The organism is Nakamurella sp. PAMC28650, assembly GCF_014303395.1.
GTDB lineage: Bacteria > Actinomycetota > Actinomycetes > Mycobacteriales > Nakamurellaceae > Nakamurella.
In genome coordinates this window covers 88,243-104,543 of the sequence record NZ_CP060298.1, presented here as the reverse complement: position 1 = coordinate 104,543, position 16,301 = coordinate 88,243, and the positions used below count along the sequence as shown (strand labels likewise).

Here is a 16,301-nt window from a genome sequence, read left to right as displayed (position 1 = left end):
CAAAAAAACTTCAATGGTGGAATTGGATCGATCCAAGGAATGAAGCTAGTGTTGCGGCAGTGGTAGCGCCTGTCAAGTGTGGGGCCAGGCGAAAGTTCCCGGCGGTCCGGTGCGGGCGCCTGCCGCCGGGGGCGGCGGATTTCCGTTCCGGCTCTGCCACAGGGTGTTTCTCCCCGATCAGGGTAGGAGGCCTCCGGTACGTCGACCCAGAAAGGCACGATGAGTCCCGTGTCCACCGTTCCGTTGTCCACGACTGATCCGGTGTCCGTCGGGTCCTACGCCCTGCAGCCACTGCTGCACGATCTGATGACCTGTGTCAGCTCGCCCACCGTGATCCTGTCGGCGTCCGACGGTCAGATTCACGCGACAGGTGCCCAGGGCGTGTTCAGTGCCGACATCCGCGTGCTCAGCCGAGCCGAACTGACCGTCAGGGGTCGTGTGCTCGAACCGATCAGCAGCGCGCTGATCGGCGCGGATACGGCTGAGTTCCGTTCGCTTCTGCGGTCCGTGCAGGACAACCCCGACCCCGACGTGTGGATTCGTCGCCGCCGGACCGCAGGTCCGGCCGGTGTGGACGAGGTGTTGGAACTGGTGAACAACTCGGCCTCGGACGTCGGGGTGCTGGTGGAGCTGAGGGTGGCGGCGGACCTGCTGGACATGGAGTCCGTCAAGAGTGGTTGCCTCGGCCATGGTGTGCGTCCGATCCGGGTGGACGAAGGCCTTCGATTCGCAGCCGGAAACCTCTGCGCCACCATGACCTGCCCCGGGGCGGAGGTCGAGGTCGCCGATCACGGCGCAGTGGTGCGCTGGTCGGTCTCCGCGGGGTCACGTTCCTCCGCCGTGGTCGGTTGGTCGCTGCAGGTCCTGGACCCCGCCGCTGTCGTGTCCGCTGCGGACCCGGACCGAGGATTCCGGGCACCGGTGGTGGTGGCGAACGAGCGTCGACTCACCCAACTGCTCGCCCAGTCGGTGGCCGATCTCCGGGCCCTGCGGATGAGTACTCCGCTCTCACCCGTCGACGAGTTTCTGGCAGCCGGTAGTCCCTGGTATCTCACGCTTTTCGGCCGGGACTCGATCTGGGCGGCGAGGATGATGCTCCCGCTGGGAACCACCTTGGCCGCCGGCACTCTCCGCACCCTTGCGCGGCGGCAGGGTACCGGCGAGAACCCGGTGACCGCCGAGGAGCCGGGCAAGATCCTGCATGAGATCCGCCGTCTGCCAGGCGCTCTCGCTGACTCCTTCCTGCCACCGGTCTACTACGGGACGGTCGACGCGACGCCGCTGTGGGTGTGCCTGCTGGCCGACGCCTGGCGCTGGGGGATGGACCCGGACGAAGTTCGTGCTCTGCTGCCGGCGGCCGAGGCGGCACTGGCCTGGATGGTCGACTACGGCGACAGCGATGACGACGGGTTCCTGGAGTACATCGACAAATCCGGGGCCGGGTTGGCGAACCAGGGTTGGAAGGACTCCGGCGACTCGGTGCGGTTCGCCGACGGAACGCTGGCCGTCGGTCCGGTGGCGCTCGCCGAGGTGCAGGGCTATGCCTACGAGGCGGCGATGTCCGGCGCTGACCTGCTGGAGGCCTTCGGGCGACCCGGTGCCCGGAGGTGGCGTGACCACGCTGCGAGCCTCAAGCAGCGATTCCGCGAGAAATACTGGGCCACTGATGATCTCGGCGACTATCCGGTGCTGGCTCTGGACGGGCGGAAGCGCCAGGTCGATGCTCCCGCCTCGAACATGGGGCATCTGCTGGCCACTGGCATCCTCTCCGACACGGAGGCGGCGGCCGTCGCGGCCAGGCTGGTCCACCCGAGCATGTCCAGCGGCTTCGGCCTTCGCACCATGTCGAGTTCCACCGGCGGCTACTCGGCGCTGAGCTATCACTGCGGGTCGGTCTGGCCGCACGACACCGCGATCGCCATCCACGGTTTGATGCGTGCCGGGTTCGCCGTCGAGGCCATGGTGCTGGCCGAGGGGCTGCTGGCGGCCGGCGCAGCGTTCGGTGGACGGCTGCCTGAGCTCTACGGTGGATTCTCCCGGCAGGAGAGCCCTGTCCCTGTCCCGTATCCGGCCTCGTGTCGACCCCAGGCGTGGTCGGCCGCCTCCGCCGTGGTGCTGCTGCAGACCTACCTGGGTCTGGAAGCGGACGTGCCGGCCGGAACCGTGCGGATCTCCCCGGCGGACGGGATCGGGGCGTTGTCGGTCTCCGGTCTGCAGATCGCCGGCTCCAATCTCGACGTCGAGGTGCGGGCCGACCGGGGGTCGGTCACTGCCGGTACCGACGCCGGGGTCCGCATTCATTTCGGCTGACACCGGGCGGGTCGGACCAGCTCGCGCCCCGGGTCAGTGACGGAAACCTGATGGACCGCTGGCGGTCCCGGGCCGCGTGTCGGCGTCGAGCTGGGCGACGGCCGACGTCAGGTCCGTCAGGAACGACTCGGCCAGGTCATGGCTGAAACCATTGCGGCAGACGATCCGCATGACCGAGAGATCCTGCCGGTTCTCCGGGAAGGCATAGGCCGGCACCTGCCAACCCCGTTCCCGCAGGGTCCTGGACAGGGCGAAGACGTCCCACCCGGCGACGGATCCGCTGGTGGTGAAGGCGAACACCGGGAGCTGGTCGCCGTGGGACAGCAGCCGGAACTGCGGCATGGCCTCCAGGCGCTGCGCGAGGAAGGTGGCGACGTCACGTGCCGCCTGCTGCACCTGCCGGTACCCGGCGAAGCCCAGTCGGAAGAAGTTGTAGTACTGCGCAACGACTTCCGAGCCCGGACGGGAGAAATTCAACGCGAAGGTCGGCATGTTGCCGCCGAGGTAGTTGACGTTGAAGATGAGTTCCTCGGGCAACGCCTCTGCGTCCCTCCAGAGCACCCAACCGACACCCGGATACACGAGACCGTACTTGTGGCCAGAGGTGTTGATCGACGCCACCCTCGGCAGCCGGAAGTCCCAGACCAGATCGCCGTCCAGGAACGGGGCGATCATCCCGCCGGAAGCGCCGTCGACGTGGATCGGCACATCCGGGCCACCCCCGGCAGCGAGAGCATCCAGCGCTGAGGCGATCTCGGCGATCGGCTCGTAGCTGCCGTCGAACGTCGAACCGAGAATCGCCACCACCCCGATGGTGTCCTCGTCGCACCGCGAGACGGCCGTGGCGGCGTCGAGATGGTAGCGGTCACCCTCCATCGGCACGATACGCGGCTCGACATCCCAGTAACGGCAGAACTTCTCCCAGCAGACCTGGACGTTGGCGCCCATCACCAGGTTGGGACGCCTGGTCCGGTCGTCCACCCGGGCCGACCATCTCCGCCTCAGCGCCATGCCCGCCAGCATGCATGCCTCGCTCGAACCGGTCGTCGAGCATCCGGTCGCCGACTCGGCGTGCGGGGCATGCCAGAGATCGGCCAGGATGGCGACGCACCGGCGCTCCAGTTCCGCAGTCTGCGGGTACTCGTCCTTGTCGATCATGTTCTTGTCGACGGTGTCCGACATCAGTTGCTTGGCCTGCGGTTCCATCCAGGTCGTGACGAAGGTGGCCAGGTTCAGCCGGGCGCTGCCGTCCAGGAGCAGTTCGTCCTTGATCAACTGATAGGCGATGTCGGCCGGGACGGGATCCGGGGCCAACCTGCTCCGGGGCGGCTCCAACCGCTGGGACAGTGCCGGGTTGGCCTCCGTCATGAGGGCATTGGACACCCGGCGCGGTTGCGGGCCGGCTGCCGCGGACGAATGCGGTTCAGAACCGTGATGGAGGGCCATCGCATCAGTATGCGCGGCGCCGAATGCTCGGCCGGTGGCCGGTCGGCCGGTGTTCCGACGTCATCCGAAGCAGTCCTGGTTGCGCAGGAGGAGGCTGAAGCCGACCACCTTGTCCTGGCTGTCGAATCGCACCTTGTAGACGGCCCGGGAATTCTGCGGAACTGAGATCTGCGGTCCGCCGTCCTGCTGGTGCGTGTCGCTCAAGCTGAAACTCGGGTAGGCCGCGTGGACCTGGGTCGCCGTCCAGCCCGCGGTCATGCCCTCCGGGGTCTGCATGACCGAGGCGCTGCGCGGCGAGATGGCGGCGATACCCAACTTCGCGCTGATCAGCACGGAACTGATCCGCGCCGCCGCGATCGTTTCCCACGCCTTGCACGAAACCGTCACGGCCGGCGTGCTGACGAAAACGGCGTCCTGCCTTGCGGTCGCCTGGCTCTGGCCCAGCGACAGGCCCAGGTAGCCGTCGGGGCCGAGGATGTTCTTCGCGTCTGTGGAGCTCGAACCAGCATGTGTCGCAGTAGATCCCTGGGTCACGGTGGCTGTTGCGGTCTCGGTGACCGTCACGGCCGTGACCGTGACGGGCGTGACCGCGGCGGGTGCCGCGGCGGTCGTGGGGGACTCGGCCGAGGTGGCGGAGGACGGAGCGCCCGGAGCGGCGGAGGGGGGCGCGGCCGGGGCTGCAGCGGAGACCGGTGCGGAGGAAGCGGGGCCGGCGGAGGCGGAGGCGGGCGCGGTCGAAACGGGAGCCGGTGCGGAGGGGGCCGGGGCCGAAACGGGAGCCGGGGCCGTGGTGGAACCGGCGGCTGCGGACGACGGGTGGACGTTCGTCGCGGCTGCGCCCTGACCCGAAGTGGTCGGACTGCAGGCGGTCAGCAGGGTGAGTGCCATGGCGGCGGGGATCACCAGGCCGGCGCGCAGTCGGATCCGGGCGAAACGGGGACGAGATGGCGAGGTGGTCATCGGAAATGGCCCTTCGGTTCGGGTGAGCGCGAGCGGGACTGGGACTTGCTCTGTCCGGCTAAGGACATGCCGGGTAATTACGTAGGTTTGACTGGTTCTTTTCGCTAGAATTGTGCTATGCCCCTACCCACCACCGATGTGGAAGTCCTCACGTCACGGTTGTTGCTGATCAGACCCCATCTGGATGAGCGGGCCTGGCGGTTGTTGCTCGGCTGGGAAGCCAAGGCGCTGGGCCGGGGCGGGATCAAAGTGGTCGCCGGGGCGATCGGTGCGCACCCGGACACCGTGGCCCAAGGAGTCCGCGAATTGGACTACCCCGACCAGATCCCGGGCCGGGTCCGGCGCCCCGGCGCCGGCCGGCCCAGCGCGGCGGTGACCGACCCCACCCTGTGGGAAGCGTTGGATGCCCTGGTGGATCCGGTGACCCGCGGCGATCCGATGTCGATGCTGCGGTGGACAACGAAATCGACGTCGAAACTAGCCGCCACGCTGACCACCAACGGCCACCCGGTGTCGGCATCCACAGTGGGAAACTTGTTGAAGGCCAACGGATACAGCCTGCAAGCCAACGTCAAGACCCTCGAGGGCAACCAACACCCCGACCGCGACGCCCAGTTCAACTATCTCAACGATCAGGCCACCGCGTTCAGCGCCGCCGGTGAACCGGTCATCAGCGTCGACACCAAGAAAAAGGAGCTGATCGGGAATTTCAGCATCGGCGGCAAGGAATGGGAACCCCAGGGTGAACCCACCCGGACCAGCGTCCACGACTTCATGGACAAAACCCTGGGCAAGGTCGCCCCGTACGGGGTGTACGACATCGCCGCGAACACCGGATGGATCAACGTCGGCACCGACGCCGACACCGGGCAGTTCGCCGTGGAATCCATCCGCCGATGGTGGAACACTGTGGGCACCAACACTTATCCAAGCGCAACAAGGTTGATGATCACCGCTGATTCCGGCGGGTCCAACGGCTCCCGGCTACGGTTGTGGAAAACCGAACTCGCCGCGCTGGCCACCGAAACCGGACTGGCGATCACCGTGTGCCACCTTCCGCCGGGCACCTCGAAATGGAACAAGATCGAGCATCGCCTCTTCTCCGCGATCAGCCGTAGCTGGCGGGCCCGACCCCTGACCTCCCACGAAGTCGTCATCGAAACCATCAAAGCCACAACCACCACCACCGGGCTCAGCGTCCACGCCGAACTGGACCTGGGCATCTACGAGAGGGGAATCAAGATCAGCGACCGCCAGATCAAAGAACTTGAAAGCAGCCAGCTACACCGCCATGACTTCCACGGCGACTGGAACTACAGCCTGCACCCCGCGACACGCCCGGACACACCCAAATAATTCGCGGGCGGGCCCTAAGGGGGCTCCCAGAGGCTCTGTTGATACATCAGCTGACACATCTGCTGATACATCGACGTGGCATCGACCGCCGACACGTCGGCGTTCCCTCCGACCGGGTCACGGGCCGGGTACCGTTCCACGGCGCGCTCGTCGTCCTGGCCGCACGGTGCCCCGTGCTGCCGGACGACCAGGAGTGCGGTTCAATTCGTCCATGGACGCGCGCGCAGGCCTACCTGCCCTTCCCGCAGATCTCATCGACGTCGATACCCTCCTGGGTGCCTACGAGGACCTCCATCCGGATGTGTCCGACCCGGCCCAGATGGTCGTCTTCGGGACGTCCGGCCATCGGGGTTCGAGCCTGGATGTGGCGTTCAACCGCGATCACATCCTGGCCATCACGCAGGCCATCTGCGAATACCGCGCGTCGCAGGGGACGGACGGGCCGCTCTTCCTGGGCGCGGACACCCACGCCCTGTCCGGTCCAGCCACGTCGACGGCGTTGGAGGTGCTCGCGGCCAACGGCGTCACCGTCATGCTCGACGTCGCAGACGGTTTCACGCCGACCCCGGCCGTCTCGCACGCCATCCTCAAGGCGAACCGCGGGCGCACCAGCAGGCTGGCCGACGGCATCGTCGTCACCCCCAGCCACAACCCGCCCCGCGACGGTGGTTTCAAGTACAACCCGCCCAATGGCGGCCCGGCCGACTCCGACGCCACCTCGATCATCGCGGGCCGCGCCAACGAACTGCTGGCGGCCGGCCTGGTCGGGGTCCGGCGCATGCCCTACGCCCAGGCGCGCGATGCGGATTCCACCGGCTTCTACGATTTCACCGCGTCGTACGTCGGCGATCTGGAGAACGTCATCGACATCGACGCCATCCGCGACGCCGGCGTGAAGATCGGCGCAGATCCGCTGGGCGGTGCTTCCGTGGCGTACTGGGCGGCCATCGCCGAGCGACTGCACCTCGACCTGACCGTGGTGAACGAGAAGGTCGACCCGCAATGGGCTTTCATGACGCTGGACTGGGATGGCAAGATCCGGATGGACTGCAGTTCGCCCTACGCGATGGCCTCCCTGGTCAAGCGGGCCGGCGAATTCGACATCGCCACGGGCAACGACGCCGACGCCGACCGCCACGGCATCGTGACCCCGGACGCCGGCCTGATGAACCCGAATCACTATCTGGCCGTCGCGATCGACTACCTCTACCGGAACCGCACCGAATGGTCGCCGGACGCCGGCGTCGGCAAGACCCTGGTCTCCTCGTCGATGATCGACCGGGTGGTGGGTGACCTGGGTCGCACCCTGGTCGAGGTACCCGTCGGGTTCAAGTGGTTCGTCCCCGGCCTGATCGACGGCTCGATCGGTTTCGGCGGGGAGGAGTCGGCCGGGGCGTCGTTCCTGCGCAAGCGCGGTACGGTCTGGACCACCGACAAGGACGGCATCCTGCTGGCATTGCTGGCCTCGGAGATCCAGGCCGTGACGGGCAGGTCGCCGTCCCAGCGGTACGCGGAACTCACGGAGCAGTTCGGAGATCCGGCCTACGCACGGGTGGACGCACCGGCGACCAAGGCCCAGAAAGCCAAGCTGGGCAAGCTCTCTCCCTCCGATGTGAAGGCCGACACGCTGGCCGGGGAGAAGATCACCGGTCGTCTCGTCACCGCTCCGGGCAACGGGGCGGCCATCGGCGGACTCAAGGTCACCACCGAGAACGCCTGGTTCGCCGCCCGGCCGTCCGGCACCGAGGACGTGTACAAGATCTATGCGGAGTCCTTCCGGGGTCCGGAGCACCTCGCGCAGGTGCAGTCCGAGGCCCGAGAGGTGGTCTCCGCCGCCCTCGGCGGCGCCTGAACCCCGCCCCCGGGTCCCGACACCGGCCATTCCCCCGGCTCTCCCCTCCACCCGCCCATCCTCGCCGCGCATACAGTTCTGCCCGGCGCGTCCCAAACTGCCCGTTCAGCCGCTCTTTCGGCGGTGAACGGGCAGTTTGCGACGCGCCGGGACTATTTGTATGCGCGGACGGTGCTGCTGGTGTCGGCGGCTGCGACGTGGCAGGCGGCGGAGTGGGCCGGGGCGAGTTCGAGCAGGGGCGGCGTGGATTCCGCGCATTCGCCGATGGCGATCGGGCAGCGCCAGCGGAACCGGCATCCGGCGCCGGGGTTGATGACGCGTGGCGGCTCGCCCCGGTCGGTGTCCGCCTCGACGTCCAGCGGGGCGCGCGGATCCGGAACGGCCGACAACAGCAGCTGCGTATAGGGGTGCTTCGGGTTCGTCAGCACCTCCTCGGTGGCACCCGATTCCACGATGTGCCCCGCATACATCACCATGATCCGGTCGGAAACGTAACGGGCGCTGGCGATGTCGTGAGTGATGTAGAGGAACGACACGTCCTCCTGCTCCCGGAGGTCGGCCATCACGTTGAGCAGTCCGATACGGATCGACACGTCGAGCATCGACACCGGCTCGTCGGCCAGGATCAACGTCGGCCGGTAGGCCAGTGCCTGCGCGAAACCGATCCGCTGACGCTGGCCACCGCTGAGCTCGTAGGGGTAGCGGTCCAGCATCTCGGCCGCCGGTGTCAGCCCCACCGTCTCGACGACCCGGATCGCCTCCTCGCGGCGCTCTGTGCGACCCAGCTCCGGACGATGGAGCGTCAACCCGCGCATGATCCCGTGCGACACCGGGTACGCGGGATTGAGCGAGGAGAAGGGGTCCTGGAAGACCATCGGGACGTCGCTGCGGTAGGCGAGCGACTGCTTGCGGGTCCGCATGGACTGCAACGACTTTCCCTGGTATAAGATGTTGCCGGACGTCGGTGGGTAGACCCGCGCGAGCAGGCGCGCGATGGTGCTCTTGCCGCTGCCGCTCTCACCCACCAGGGCGACGATCTCCTTGCGGTTGATCACGATGTTCGCGTCGTCCACCGCGTGCAGCGTCTTGCGCGAGAAGTTGCCGCCCACCTTGAAATGCTTGGTGAGACCGACGGTCTGGAGTAGCGGCACACGTTCTTCGGTGGTCACTCGGTCGCCCCCTGGGAGCCGGACGGGGGGCGGTGCAGCAGGCACCTGCTGCTGACGGAGCCGACCGGATAGAGATCGGGCTCGGTCCCGGTGCACTCGGCCATCGCCACCGGGCAGCGCGCGTGGAATCGGCAGCCACCAGGTGGTCGGCCGAGATCCGGCGGGCTACCAGGGATTCCGGTCAACCGGACGCGCTTTCCACGGATGGACGGGAAGGCGTCCAGCAGCCCACGGCTGTAGGGGTGGGCCGGACTGTCGAAGACGGTGCGCGTCGGCCCGACCTCGACGACCTGGCCGGCATACATCACCAGCAGTTGGTCCGAGAAGTGGCTGACCAGCGACATGTCATGCGTCACGAAGATGACGGCGAAACCCAGTTTCCGCTGCAGTTCACGGATCTGGATCATCAGGGAGCGCTGCGCGACCACGTCCAGGGCCGAGGTCGGCTCGTCCATGATCACCAGGTCGGGGGTGAACAGCAGGGCCATGGCGATCATCGCCCGCTGCCGCATACCGCCGCTGAGTTGGTGCGGATAGCTCTTCAGGTGGATGGGGTCGATGCCGACCAGGGCGAGCACCTCGGTAGCCCGCTCCGTCAGTTGCCTCCGGGAGAACTTGCCGTGGGCTTCCAGCGCATCCTTGAACTGCGCGCCGATGCTGCTGACCGGGCTGAGGGCGTTCATCGCGCTCTGCATGACCACCGAATAATCGCGCCACCGCAGCACGTTCAGCTGCTTCTCGGTCATCGTCACCAGATTGGAGCCGTTGAAGATCACCTCGCCGCCGGTGATCGACGCCGGTGGGCTGAGCAACTGGGCGATGGCGAAGAGCATCGTGGACTTGCCGCAGCCGGATTCCCCGACGACACCGACGAACTCACCCTTGTGCACGGTCAGGTCGACCCGGTCCACCGCGCGGATACCCATCCCGCCGGTGGCGTACTCGACCGTCAGGTCCCGCACGCGCAGGATCGGGGTCTGCAGGTCCGCAACTCCCGTCGTCATGTCCTCAGCCACGGGTGCGCTTGACACGTCGCCTCCTGACGGGTCGCAGGGCCGGGTTGCTGATCTCGTCGAAGGCGTAGTTCATCAGGGCGAAGGAGGTACCCAGCAGGGCGACGCACAGCCCGGGGGCGATCGACCACAGCGGCATTCCGGTCTGCAGGGCCTGCTGGTTCTGCGACCAGTAGAGCATCGTGCCCCAGCTGATCGAATTGGGATTTCCCAGGCCCAGGAACTGCAGACCGGCCGCCGTCAGCACCGAATACAGCGCCGCTCCGAGGAAGTTCGCCACGATCAGCGAGATCATCGTCGGCAGGACCTCGGCGACGATGATGTACGACCGCCGTTCCCCGCGCACCCGTGCCGACTCCAGGAAGTCCCGGTTGCGCAGCGAGAGGGTCTGCGCCCGTAGCTGGTTCGCCCCGTAGGACCAGCCCGTGACGACCAGCACGATCAGGACCACCAGCAGGGTGCCCTTGCCTGCGTAGGTGGCGAAGATGATGATCAGCGGAAAGGTCGGGATCACCAGGAAGATGTTCGTGATCATCGACAGGATGTCATCTGCGACACCGCCGAGATACGCACCGGTGACACCGACCAGCACGCTCAGCACGGTGGCGAAGAGGCCGGCCACCACCGCGATGATCAAGGACTCCCTCGTGCCGTACACCAGCTGGGCCCAGATGTCCTGTCCCAGGGCGGTGGTGCCCAACAGGTGTTGGCCGGACGGCGGTAGCGCGGGGACGAACTGGAGGGCATTGGGGTCCCTGACCGAGGTGAACAGTTGCGGGGCGATCGCCGCCACCGTGAACACCAGGAAGATGACGAAGCCGACGATCGCCTTCCGACTGTGCAGGATCGAGCTCAGCAGTCCGCCACGTCGCCGTCTGGGTTCTCCGGTGTCCACGACGGCGACAGTTCCCAGCAGAGCAGTCATCTCGTCATCAGCCCTTCGTCCGTGCGCGCGGGTCCAGCCACGCGATGGCGAAGTCGCAGAGGATCAGCGCGACCAGCACCGCGACCGTGAACAACATGAAAAGTACCTGCATGACCGGGTAGTCGGTGTTCTGCACCGCGTTGTAGAGCAGGTAACCGAGCCCCGGGTAGTTGAAGACGTACTCCACCAGGATCGACCCGGAGATGACGAACCCGAGCGACATCGCGAATCCGGACAGGTTGGGCAGGAACGCGTTCCGTCCCGCATACGTGGTCATCACCCGCCAGCCGGACAGGCCCTTGGCCCGGCCCATCCGCACGTAGTCCTCGGCCAGCGTGGTGATCATGTTGTTGCGCATCGTCAGGATCCAACCGCCGACCGAAGTGATCAGAATGGTGGCCGCCGGTAGGACGGCGTGCTGCAGGACGCTCCCGATGAAGGGCCAGGTGAAGCTCGGCTGCAGGCTGGTGTCGTAGTTGAAGTCGCTGGGCAGGAAGCCGTTGGTCCACACCGAGAACACCAGGATCAGCAGCAGACCGACCCAGAAATACGGTAGCGCCGAGGTGACGACGAAGATCGGCGGCAGGATCGAATCCAGTTTGCCACCGCGCTTCCAGCCGGCGACCACGCCCACGAGCGAGCCGATCAGGAAGGCGATGACCGTGACGACGCCGACCAGTCCGACGGTCCACGGCAGGGCGTGCAGGACGATCTGGCTGACCGGTTGCCCGAGAGAGCCGCCGATCGAGATACCCCACTTCCCGGTCAGCATGTTGCCGAGGTAGTCCCGGTACTGGACGAAGATGTTCTGGTTGGGCTTGAAACCGAACGAGGTGAGCATGTCCTGGAGGGCGGCCGGGGAGAGCTTGTCCCTGGTCCTGACCCGCAGGGCATCCACCGGACTGCCGGGCATGAAGCGCGGGATGAAGAAATTGAGGGTCAGGGCGGCCCAGAGGGTGATCAGGAAGAAGCCGAGGCGTTGCAGCACATATCTCATGACGATCGCTTCCTCTCGCTCGTGGTCCGGGCCGCCACTGCTCTACCTGTTTCCGCTGAGCGGCCGGGGCCCGGTCGGCCGAGCCTTCACTGGGCCGACTTGGAGTAGATGTTCGCCAACAACTGTCCGGCGTCGGGAACGGTGAAGGCGGCCGGCTGCGCGTAGGGGTTGTCCGGGGTCGGCCAGCCGTCGATGTCTTTGGTGTTGTACTGGAACCAGTCGACGCTCTCGGTCATCGGGATGATCGGGACGTCCTTGATCATCGCTGCGCCGAGCTGCTTGACGATCGATGTCTGGGTGGCCTCGTCGGCGGCGGGGTAGGCGTCGAACAGCTTGTCGACGGCCGGGTTGATGTAGCGCTCGAAGTTGGTGGTGGCGGACTTGCCGATCGGTGCGGTGTTCTTGGAGTACATGACGCCGCGGAGTTCCTGGTAGGGGGTCGGGCCGCCTACATCGCCGTAGTAGGCCAGGTCGAAGTCACCGGTGTAGAGCTTGGAGTTGTAGCTCTGCTGCGCGAGATCGGAGACGGTGATGTTGATGCCGATCGGGGCCAGCTGCTGCTTGATGACGGCGAGCGAGGCGTCCCAGTCGGTGTAGCCGGTCACGGTGATCACCGAGAGCTTGAGCGGATTGGCGGGTGAGTACCCGGCCGAGGCCAGCAGTGACGTCGCTTTCGCGGTGTCCGGCTTGTCGTAGCCCGAGGCCGTGACGGCAGCGGCGTCGTAGTACTTCTGGAAGGTCGGTAGTACGACGCCGGTCTGGTTGGCGGCCGGCTGCTGTCCGCCCTCACCGATCAGTGCCACCTGGCTGCGATCGATCGCCGCGGCGATCGCCTGGCGTACGGCCAGTTTGCTGGTGGCGGCGTGCGACGGATCCAGGTTGGGGTACAGGGCGACGTTGCTCACCGGCGGGGACCAGGTGTGGTTGTCCGGCGACTTGGCCAGGTAGAACGTCTTGATGCTGGGGATGAACTGGCTGCCCCACTGGGCCTTGCCGTTCGCCAGGTCGAGGTTGGCCGGGCCGTTGTCGAGATAGGCCGGGTACTGGACCTTCTGGATGTACGGCTTCCCGGTCTGCCAGTAGGTCGGGTTGGCGAGGTACTGGATGTTGTTGGCCGAGCAGGGGCTGACGGTGAAGGGCCCGGTACCGACCGGGTTGGGGTCGGCCCAGGTGTCCGGGTGGGCGGCTCCCGGACCGCTGCCACCGAAGATGTGCTCCGGGACCATCGGGGTCTGGTTGGCGAAGCTGAAGAAATAACTGCTGGCCGGGCCGGCGAATTTCAACGTCACCTGGCTGCCCGCCGCCACCGCGCTCTGCAGGCCGGCTCCGGTCCAGAGCGAGTAGAGGTCCGTTCCGGGGAACTTCTTGAGCAGGTTGAAGGTGAAGGCGACATCCTTGGCGGTGAAGGCCTGTCCGTCACTCCATTTCACGCCCTGCCGGATGTCGAAGACGATCGACTTCTTGTCCGAGCTCCACTTGTAGGACGAGGCGAGCATCGGGGTCTCGGCCTGGTCCTTCAAGATGTTGACGAACACGAGCGGCTCGTACACGAAGCCGACGGACTCCTGGAACACGGCCGGGTTGAACGGGTTGAACTGGCACGACCAGGTCTGACCGCCGACGTTGGCGATGGTGATCTCGCCGCCCTTCTTGTGGGTTGCCGCCGTCGTTGGCCCCGTCGCCGTACCACCGCCCGTCGTGGAGGCACCGGCAGAGGCCGCAGCGCTTCCGCCCGCGGCCGACGAGGCGGACGACGCCGATGTTGCTGCTGTCGTCGCTGTCGTCGAGGCACTCGAACATGCGGCCGCGCCGAGACTGACCGCCAGGAGTACTGCGATCGCTTTGCCACGTTTCATCCGGAGTGTTCCCTTCCCATCGAGTTGACGGTGTCCCGATCTCGGCGAAATCAGCGGCACCACTGAGGCTTCAGGTTCCGAAGGTGGGGCCGGCCTGAGCGCCGGCCGGCTCGGCCCGGCTTCCTGCGGCGGCCCGCGCCAGCAAGAGCGCTCCACGCAACGGTGCGTCGAACGGATAGCGTGCGAGCACCAGCTCGGGCGGATAGGGGACACCGGCGTCGAGGGCGCGGCGCAGGCGCTCGTACAGCTGGTCCCAGGATGCCGTCATGCCCCCGCCGACCACGATGCGAGCCGGGTCGACGGCGATGGTCAGGTTGACGAGGTGGAAGGCCAGTTCGCTGGTGAATTCGTCGATCAGGTGCGCGGATCCGAGGTCGACCGACGCGGAGGTGAAGACCTGCTCGGCCGTGATCTGCCGCCCGGGGCCGACCGCGGCCGGTCTGGCGGATGCCGAGCGGGCGAGACCCATTCCGCTGACGGTCTCCTCGAGCAGGTCGCGAGTCCCGATCGGGCGGTCGACGTCCGCCGGGCTCCGCAGGTTGTAACCGATCTCGCCGGAGGCGCCGTGGTGTCCGGCCATCACCCTGCCGTTCGCCACGATCGCAACGGCGAGACCGGTGCCGAGGTTCAGGAAGAGGCCGGGGTCGCACCCGGCAAGCGCGCCGTCCTCGTATTCGGCGTGCGCGGCGGCCTTGACGTCGGTGACCACCCTGATCGCCGCCCCGACGAAGGCCAGGCCGAGTTCCCTCGCCAGGCGGAGGTTCTCCCACCCCGGAATGGCCGGGGCCAGCTGCACCCCGTCGTCACCGGGAATGCCGAAGGTACTCGCACCGACGGCGAGCAGCTCGGCGCCGTCCAGCTTTTCCAGGAGGACGTGGGCGGCGTCGACGCCGTACTGCAGATTGATCCGTGCCCCGGCCGAAGGAGTGGTCGGGACCACGGTCCCGGCCAGCCGCCGACCGTCGAGATCGCAGAGCGCCACAGCGATCTTGGTTCCACCGAAGTCGAGACCCAGTACCACCTGCATGCGCGGCGATCCTCCCTGCGGGCTATCGTTCAGCGGTCTGTACGTGAGATTGTTAGGAAAGTAACCTACCAACCAGCGGCTGACAAGGGCCAAAGGGGGCGCGACGGGGAAATCGTCCGTCCCGTCCGCAGACGATCTCGACGAGGAGGCCGCAACGTGAGAGGGATGACGCCGGGTCAGCTGCCGGCGCGGCCGCAATCCATCCGCGCCATGAACGAGATCCTGCTGCTCGGTCAGATCCACGATCAGGTCACCGTGTCGCGCGCGGATCTGGCCCGGATGTGTCGTCTGTCCAAACCGACGGTGTCGCTGGCGCTGTCCAATCTCGAGCGGGCGAAATTGATCCGCCCGTCGGGGGTGCGGACGGGTCTGCCCGGGCCGGCGGCCGTCCTGTACGAATTGCTGCCCGAAGCGGGCTTCGTGATGGCGCTGGACGTCGGTCGTCAATATCTGCGGGGCGCGGTCAGTGATTTCTCCGGCGCGGTGCGCGCCCGGACCTCGGTCCGTGTCCGCGTCAAGGGTGCACACGCACTGGTCGGTGAACTGATCGCCCTGTCGGAAAGCCTCCGTGCCACCGCGGGTCTGGATACCCGGCAGATCAGCCAGACGGTGATCGGGAGTCCCGGAGTGCACGATCAGCGCCGGGATGTGCTCGCGCTGGCCGGGACGTTGACCGGTTGGGACGCGCCGGTGATGAACGAGCTCCGCCACGTGTTCGGCCCGTCGCTGATGTTCTTCAACGACGTGGACGCGGCCGCCCTTGCCGAGCAGGAACACGGGCACGGCCGAGGGGTGGACAGCTTCGGCTTCGTCTCGGTCGGCACCGGTATCGGGATGGGGCTGGTGCTCGACGGGAAGTTGCACCGCGGGAACCATGGGGCCGCCGGGGAGATCGGCTATCTGCCGCTGGAGCACGAGCGCAGTTCCGATGCGCGTGACGCGAGAAAGCGCGGCAGTCTCGAGGCGGCGGCCTCGGCGGCCGGTATCGTCCGGTCTGCGCGCCGGGCGGGCATGGGCGGCCCGATCTCTGCGCGCCGGGTGTTCGACGCTGCGGCGAAGGGTGACCCGCGGGCCGCGCAGGTGGTCGCCGAGGAGGCCGTCCTGGTGGCCAAAGCGATCTGCGCGGTGGTCACCGTGGTCGATCCCGGATTGATCGTGCTGGGTGGCGGCGTGGGTCGGGCCGCCGGGTTCGTCGACGTCGTGCGGTCCCAGCTCGCCCGGATCGCGCCCGTCCAGCCGGAACTCAAGGCCAGCGCCCTGGGTGACGACGCGGTCGTCGACGGCTGCCTGGCCGCCGGGACGGACCGGGTCTGGCAGGTCGTCAACAAGGGCCTGTCCGATCCGACCTGAACCGGCGACGCCGGATCCGGGAGCGGAACCCTCTGCACCG

Annotated in this window: 11 protein-coding genes and 1 pseudogene; 4 read left to right on the top strand and 8 right to left on the bottom strand. The window is 67.1% G+C overall.

The genetic code is table 11. The annotated features are described in order from the left end of the window. Positions 1-219: 219 nt before the first annotated feature. The gene (locus H7F38_RS00420) at positions 220-2,310 is read left to right on the top strand and encodes a glycogen debranching N-terminal domain-containing protein (RefSeq protein ID WP_187092381.1); all 2,091 of its coding nucleotides are present in this window, start codon (positions 220-222) and stop codon (positions 2,308-2,310) included. 33 nt (positions 2,311-2,343) lie between these two features. Here H7F38_RS00420 and H7F38_RS00415 read toward each other — a convergent pair whose 3' ends face one another. Together H7F38_RS00415 and H7F38_RS00410 are read right to left on the bottom strand one after the other, a co-directional pair. Beyond that, positions 2,344-3,756, bottom strand: coding sequence for a glutamate decarboxylase (locus H7F38_RS00415; RefSeq protein ID WP_370531278.1), 1,413 nt, complete (start codon positions 3,754-3,756; stop codon positions 2,344-2,346). Positions 3,757-3,816: 60 nt separating this feature from the next. Next, on the bottom strand, positions 3,817-4,716 hold the full coding sequence (locus tag H7F38_RS00410) for a hypothetical protein (RefSeq protein ID WP_187092379.1): 900 nt from the start codon (positions 4,714-4,716) through the stop codon (positions 3,817-3,819). A gap of 117 nt (positions 4,717-4,833) precedes the next feature. Between H7F38_RS00410 and H7F38_RS00405 the strand changes: the two are divergent. After that, positions 4,834-6,045: pseudogene (locus tag H7F38_RS00405) on the top strand (ISAzo13 family transposase); the annotation flags it as partial. A gap of 238 nt (positions 6,046-6,283) precedes the next feature. Further along, positions 6,284-7,924, top strand: a complete 1,641-nt coding sequence (gene pgm / locus H7F38_RS00400) for a phosphoglucomutase (alpha-D-glucose-1,6-bisphosphate-dependent) (RefSeq protein ID WP_187092377.1) — start codon at positions 6,284-6,286, stop codon at positions 7,922-7,924. Positions 7,925-8,076: 152 nt separating this feature from the next. Here the strand turns inward: pgm and H7F38_RS00395 are convergent, their stop codons facing one another. From H7F38_RS00395 to H7F38_RS00370, 6 genes are all read right to left on the bottom strand, one after another. Next, on the bottom strand, positions 8,077-9,093 hold the full coding sequence (locus H7F38_RS00395; protein WP_222618342.1) for an ABC transporter ATP-binding protein: 1,017 nt from the start codon (positions 9,091-9,093) through the stop codon (positions 8,077-8,079). Next, positions 9,090-10,097: an ABC transporter ATP-binding protein gene (locus H7F38_RS00390; protein WP_187094381.1), complete on the bottom strand. Its 1,008-nt coding sequence runs from the start codon at positions 10,095-10,097 to the stop codon at positions 9,090-9,092. The genes H7F38_RS00395 and H7F38_RS00390 overlap by 4 nt, the downstream gene beginning before the upstream one ends. Positions 10,098-10,101: 4 nt before the next feature. Beyond that, positions 10,102-11,031, bottom strand: a complete 930-nt coding sequence (locus H7F38_RS00385) for an ABC transporter permease (protein ID WP_187092376.1) — start codon at positions 11,029-11,031, stop codon at positions 10,102-10,104. Between the two features lie 7 nt (positions 11,032-11,038). Beyond that, the gene (locus tag H7F38_RS00380) at positions 11,039-12,028 is read right to left on the bottom strand and encodes an ABC transporter permease (RefSeq protein WP_187092375.1); all 990 of its coding nucleotides are present in this window, start codon (positions 12,026-12,028) and stop codon (positions 11,039-11,041) included. 86 nt (positions 12,029-12,114) lie between these two features. After that, a complete protein-coding gene (locus H7F38_RS00375) occupies positions 12,115-13,884 on the bottom strand; it encodes an ABC transporter substrate-binding protein (RefSeq protein ID WP_187092374.1) in 1,770 nt (589 codons plus the stop codon). A 70-nt stretch (positions 13,885-13,954) separates the two neighbouring features. After that, a complete protein-coding gene (locus H7F38_RS00370; RefSeq protein ID WP_187092373.1) occupies positions 13,955-14,911 on the bottom strand; it encodes an ROK family protein in 957 nt (318 codons plus the stop codon). Between the two features lie 165 nt (positions 14,912-15,076). Here H7F38_RS00370 and H7F38_RS00365 point away from each other — a divergent pair, with 165 nt between their 5' ends. Then, a complete protein-coding gene (locus H7F38_RS00365; protein WP_187092372.1) occupies positions 15,077-16,261 on the top strand; it encodes an ROK family transcriptional regulator in 1,185 nt (394 codons plus the stop codon). The last annotated feature ends 40 nt before the right edge of the window (positions 16,262-16,301 follow it).

Coding starts and splice junctions, on each gene's coding strand:
- H7F38_RS00420 (WP_187092381.1), top strand. CDS start 220: ATGAGTCCCGTGTCCACCGTTCCGTTGTCCACGACTGATCCGGTGTCC.
- H7F38_RS00415 (WP_370531278.1), bottom strand. CDS start 3,756: ATGGCCCTCCATCACGGTTCTGAACCGCATTCGTCCGCGGCAGCCGGC.
- H7F38_RS00410 (WP_187092379.1), bottom strand. CDS start 4,716: ATGACCACCTCGCCATCTCGTCCCCGTTTCGCCCGGATCCGACTGCGC.
- pgm (WP_187092377.1), top strand. CDS start 6,284: ATGGACGCGCGCGCAGGCCTACCTGCCCTTCCCGCAGATCTCATCGAC.
- H7F38_RS00390 (WP_187094381.1), bottom strand. CDS start 10,097: ATGACGACGGGAGTTGCGGACCTGCAGACCCCGATCCTGCGCGTGCGG.
- H7F38_RS00385 (WP_187092376.1), bottom strand. CDS start 11,031: ATGACTGCTCTGCTGGGAACTGTCGCCGTCGTGGACACCGGAGAACCC.
- H7F38_RS00380 (WP_187092375.1), bottom strand. CDS start 12,028: ATGAGATATGTGCTGCAACGCCTCGGCTTCTTCCTGATCACCCTCTGG.
- H7F38_RS00375 (WP_187092374.1), bottom strand. CDS start 13,884: ATGAAACGTGGCAAAGCGATCGCAGTACTCCTGGCGGTCAGTCTCGGC.
- H7F38_RS00370 (WP_187092373.1), bottom strand. CDS start 14,911: ATGCAGGTGGTACTGGGTCTCGACTTCGGTGGAACCAAGATCGCTGTG.
- H7F38_RS00365 (WP_187092372.1), top strand. CDS start 15,077: ATGACGCCGGGTCAGCTGCCGGCGCGGCCGCAATCCATCCGCGCCATG.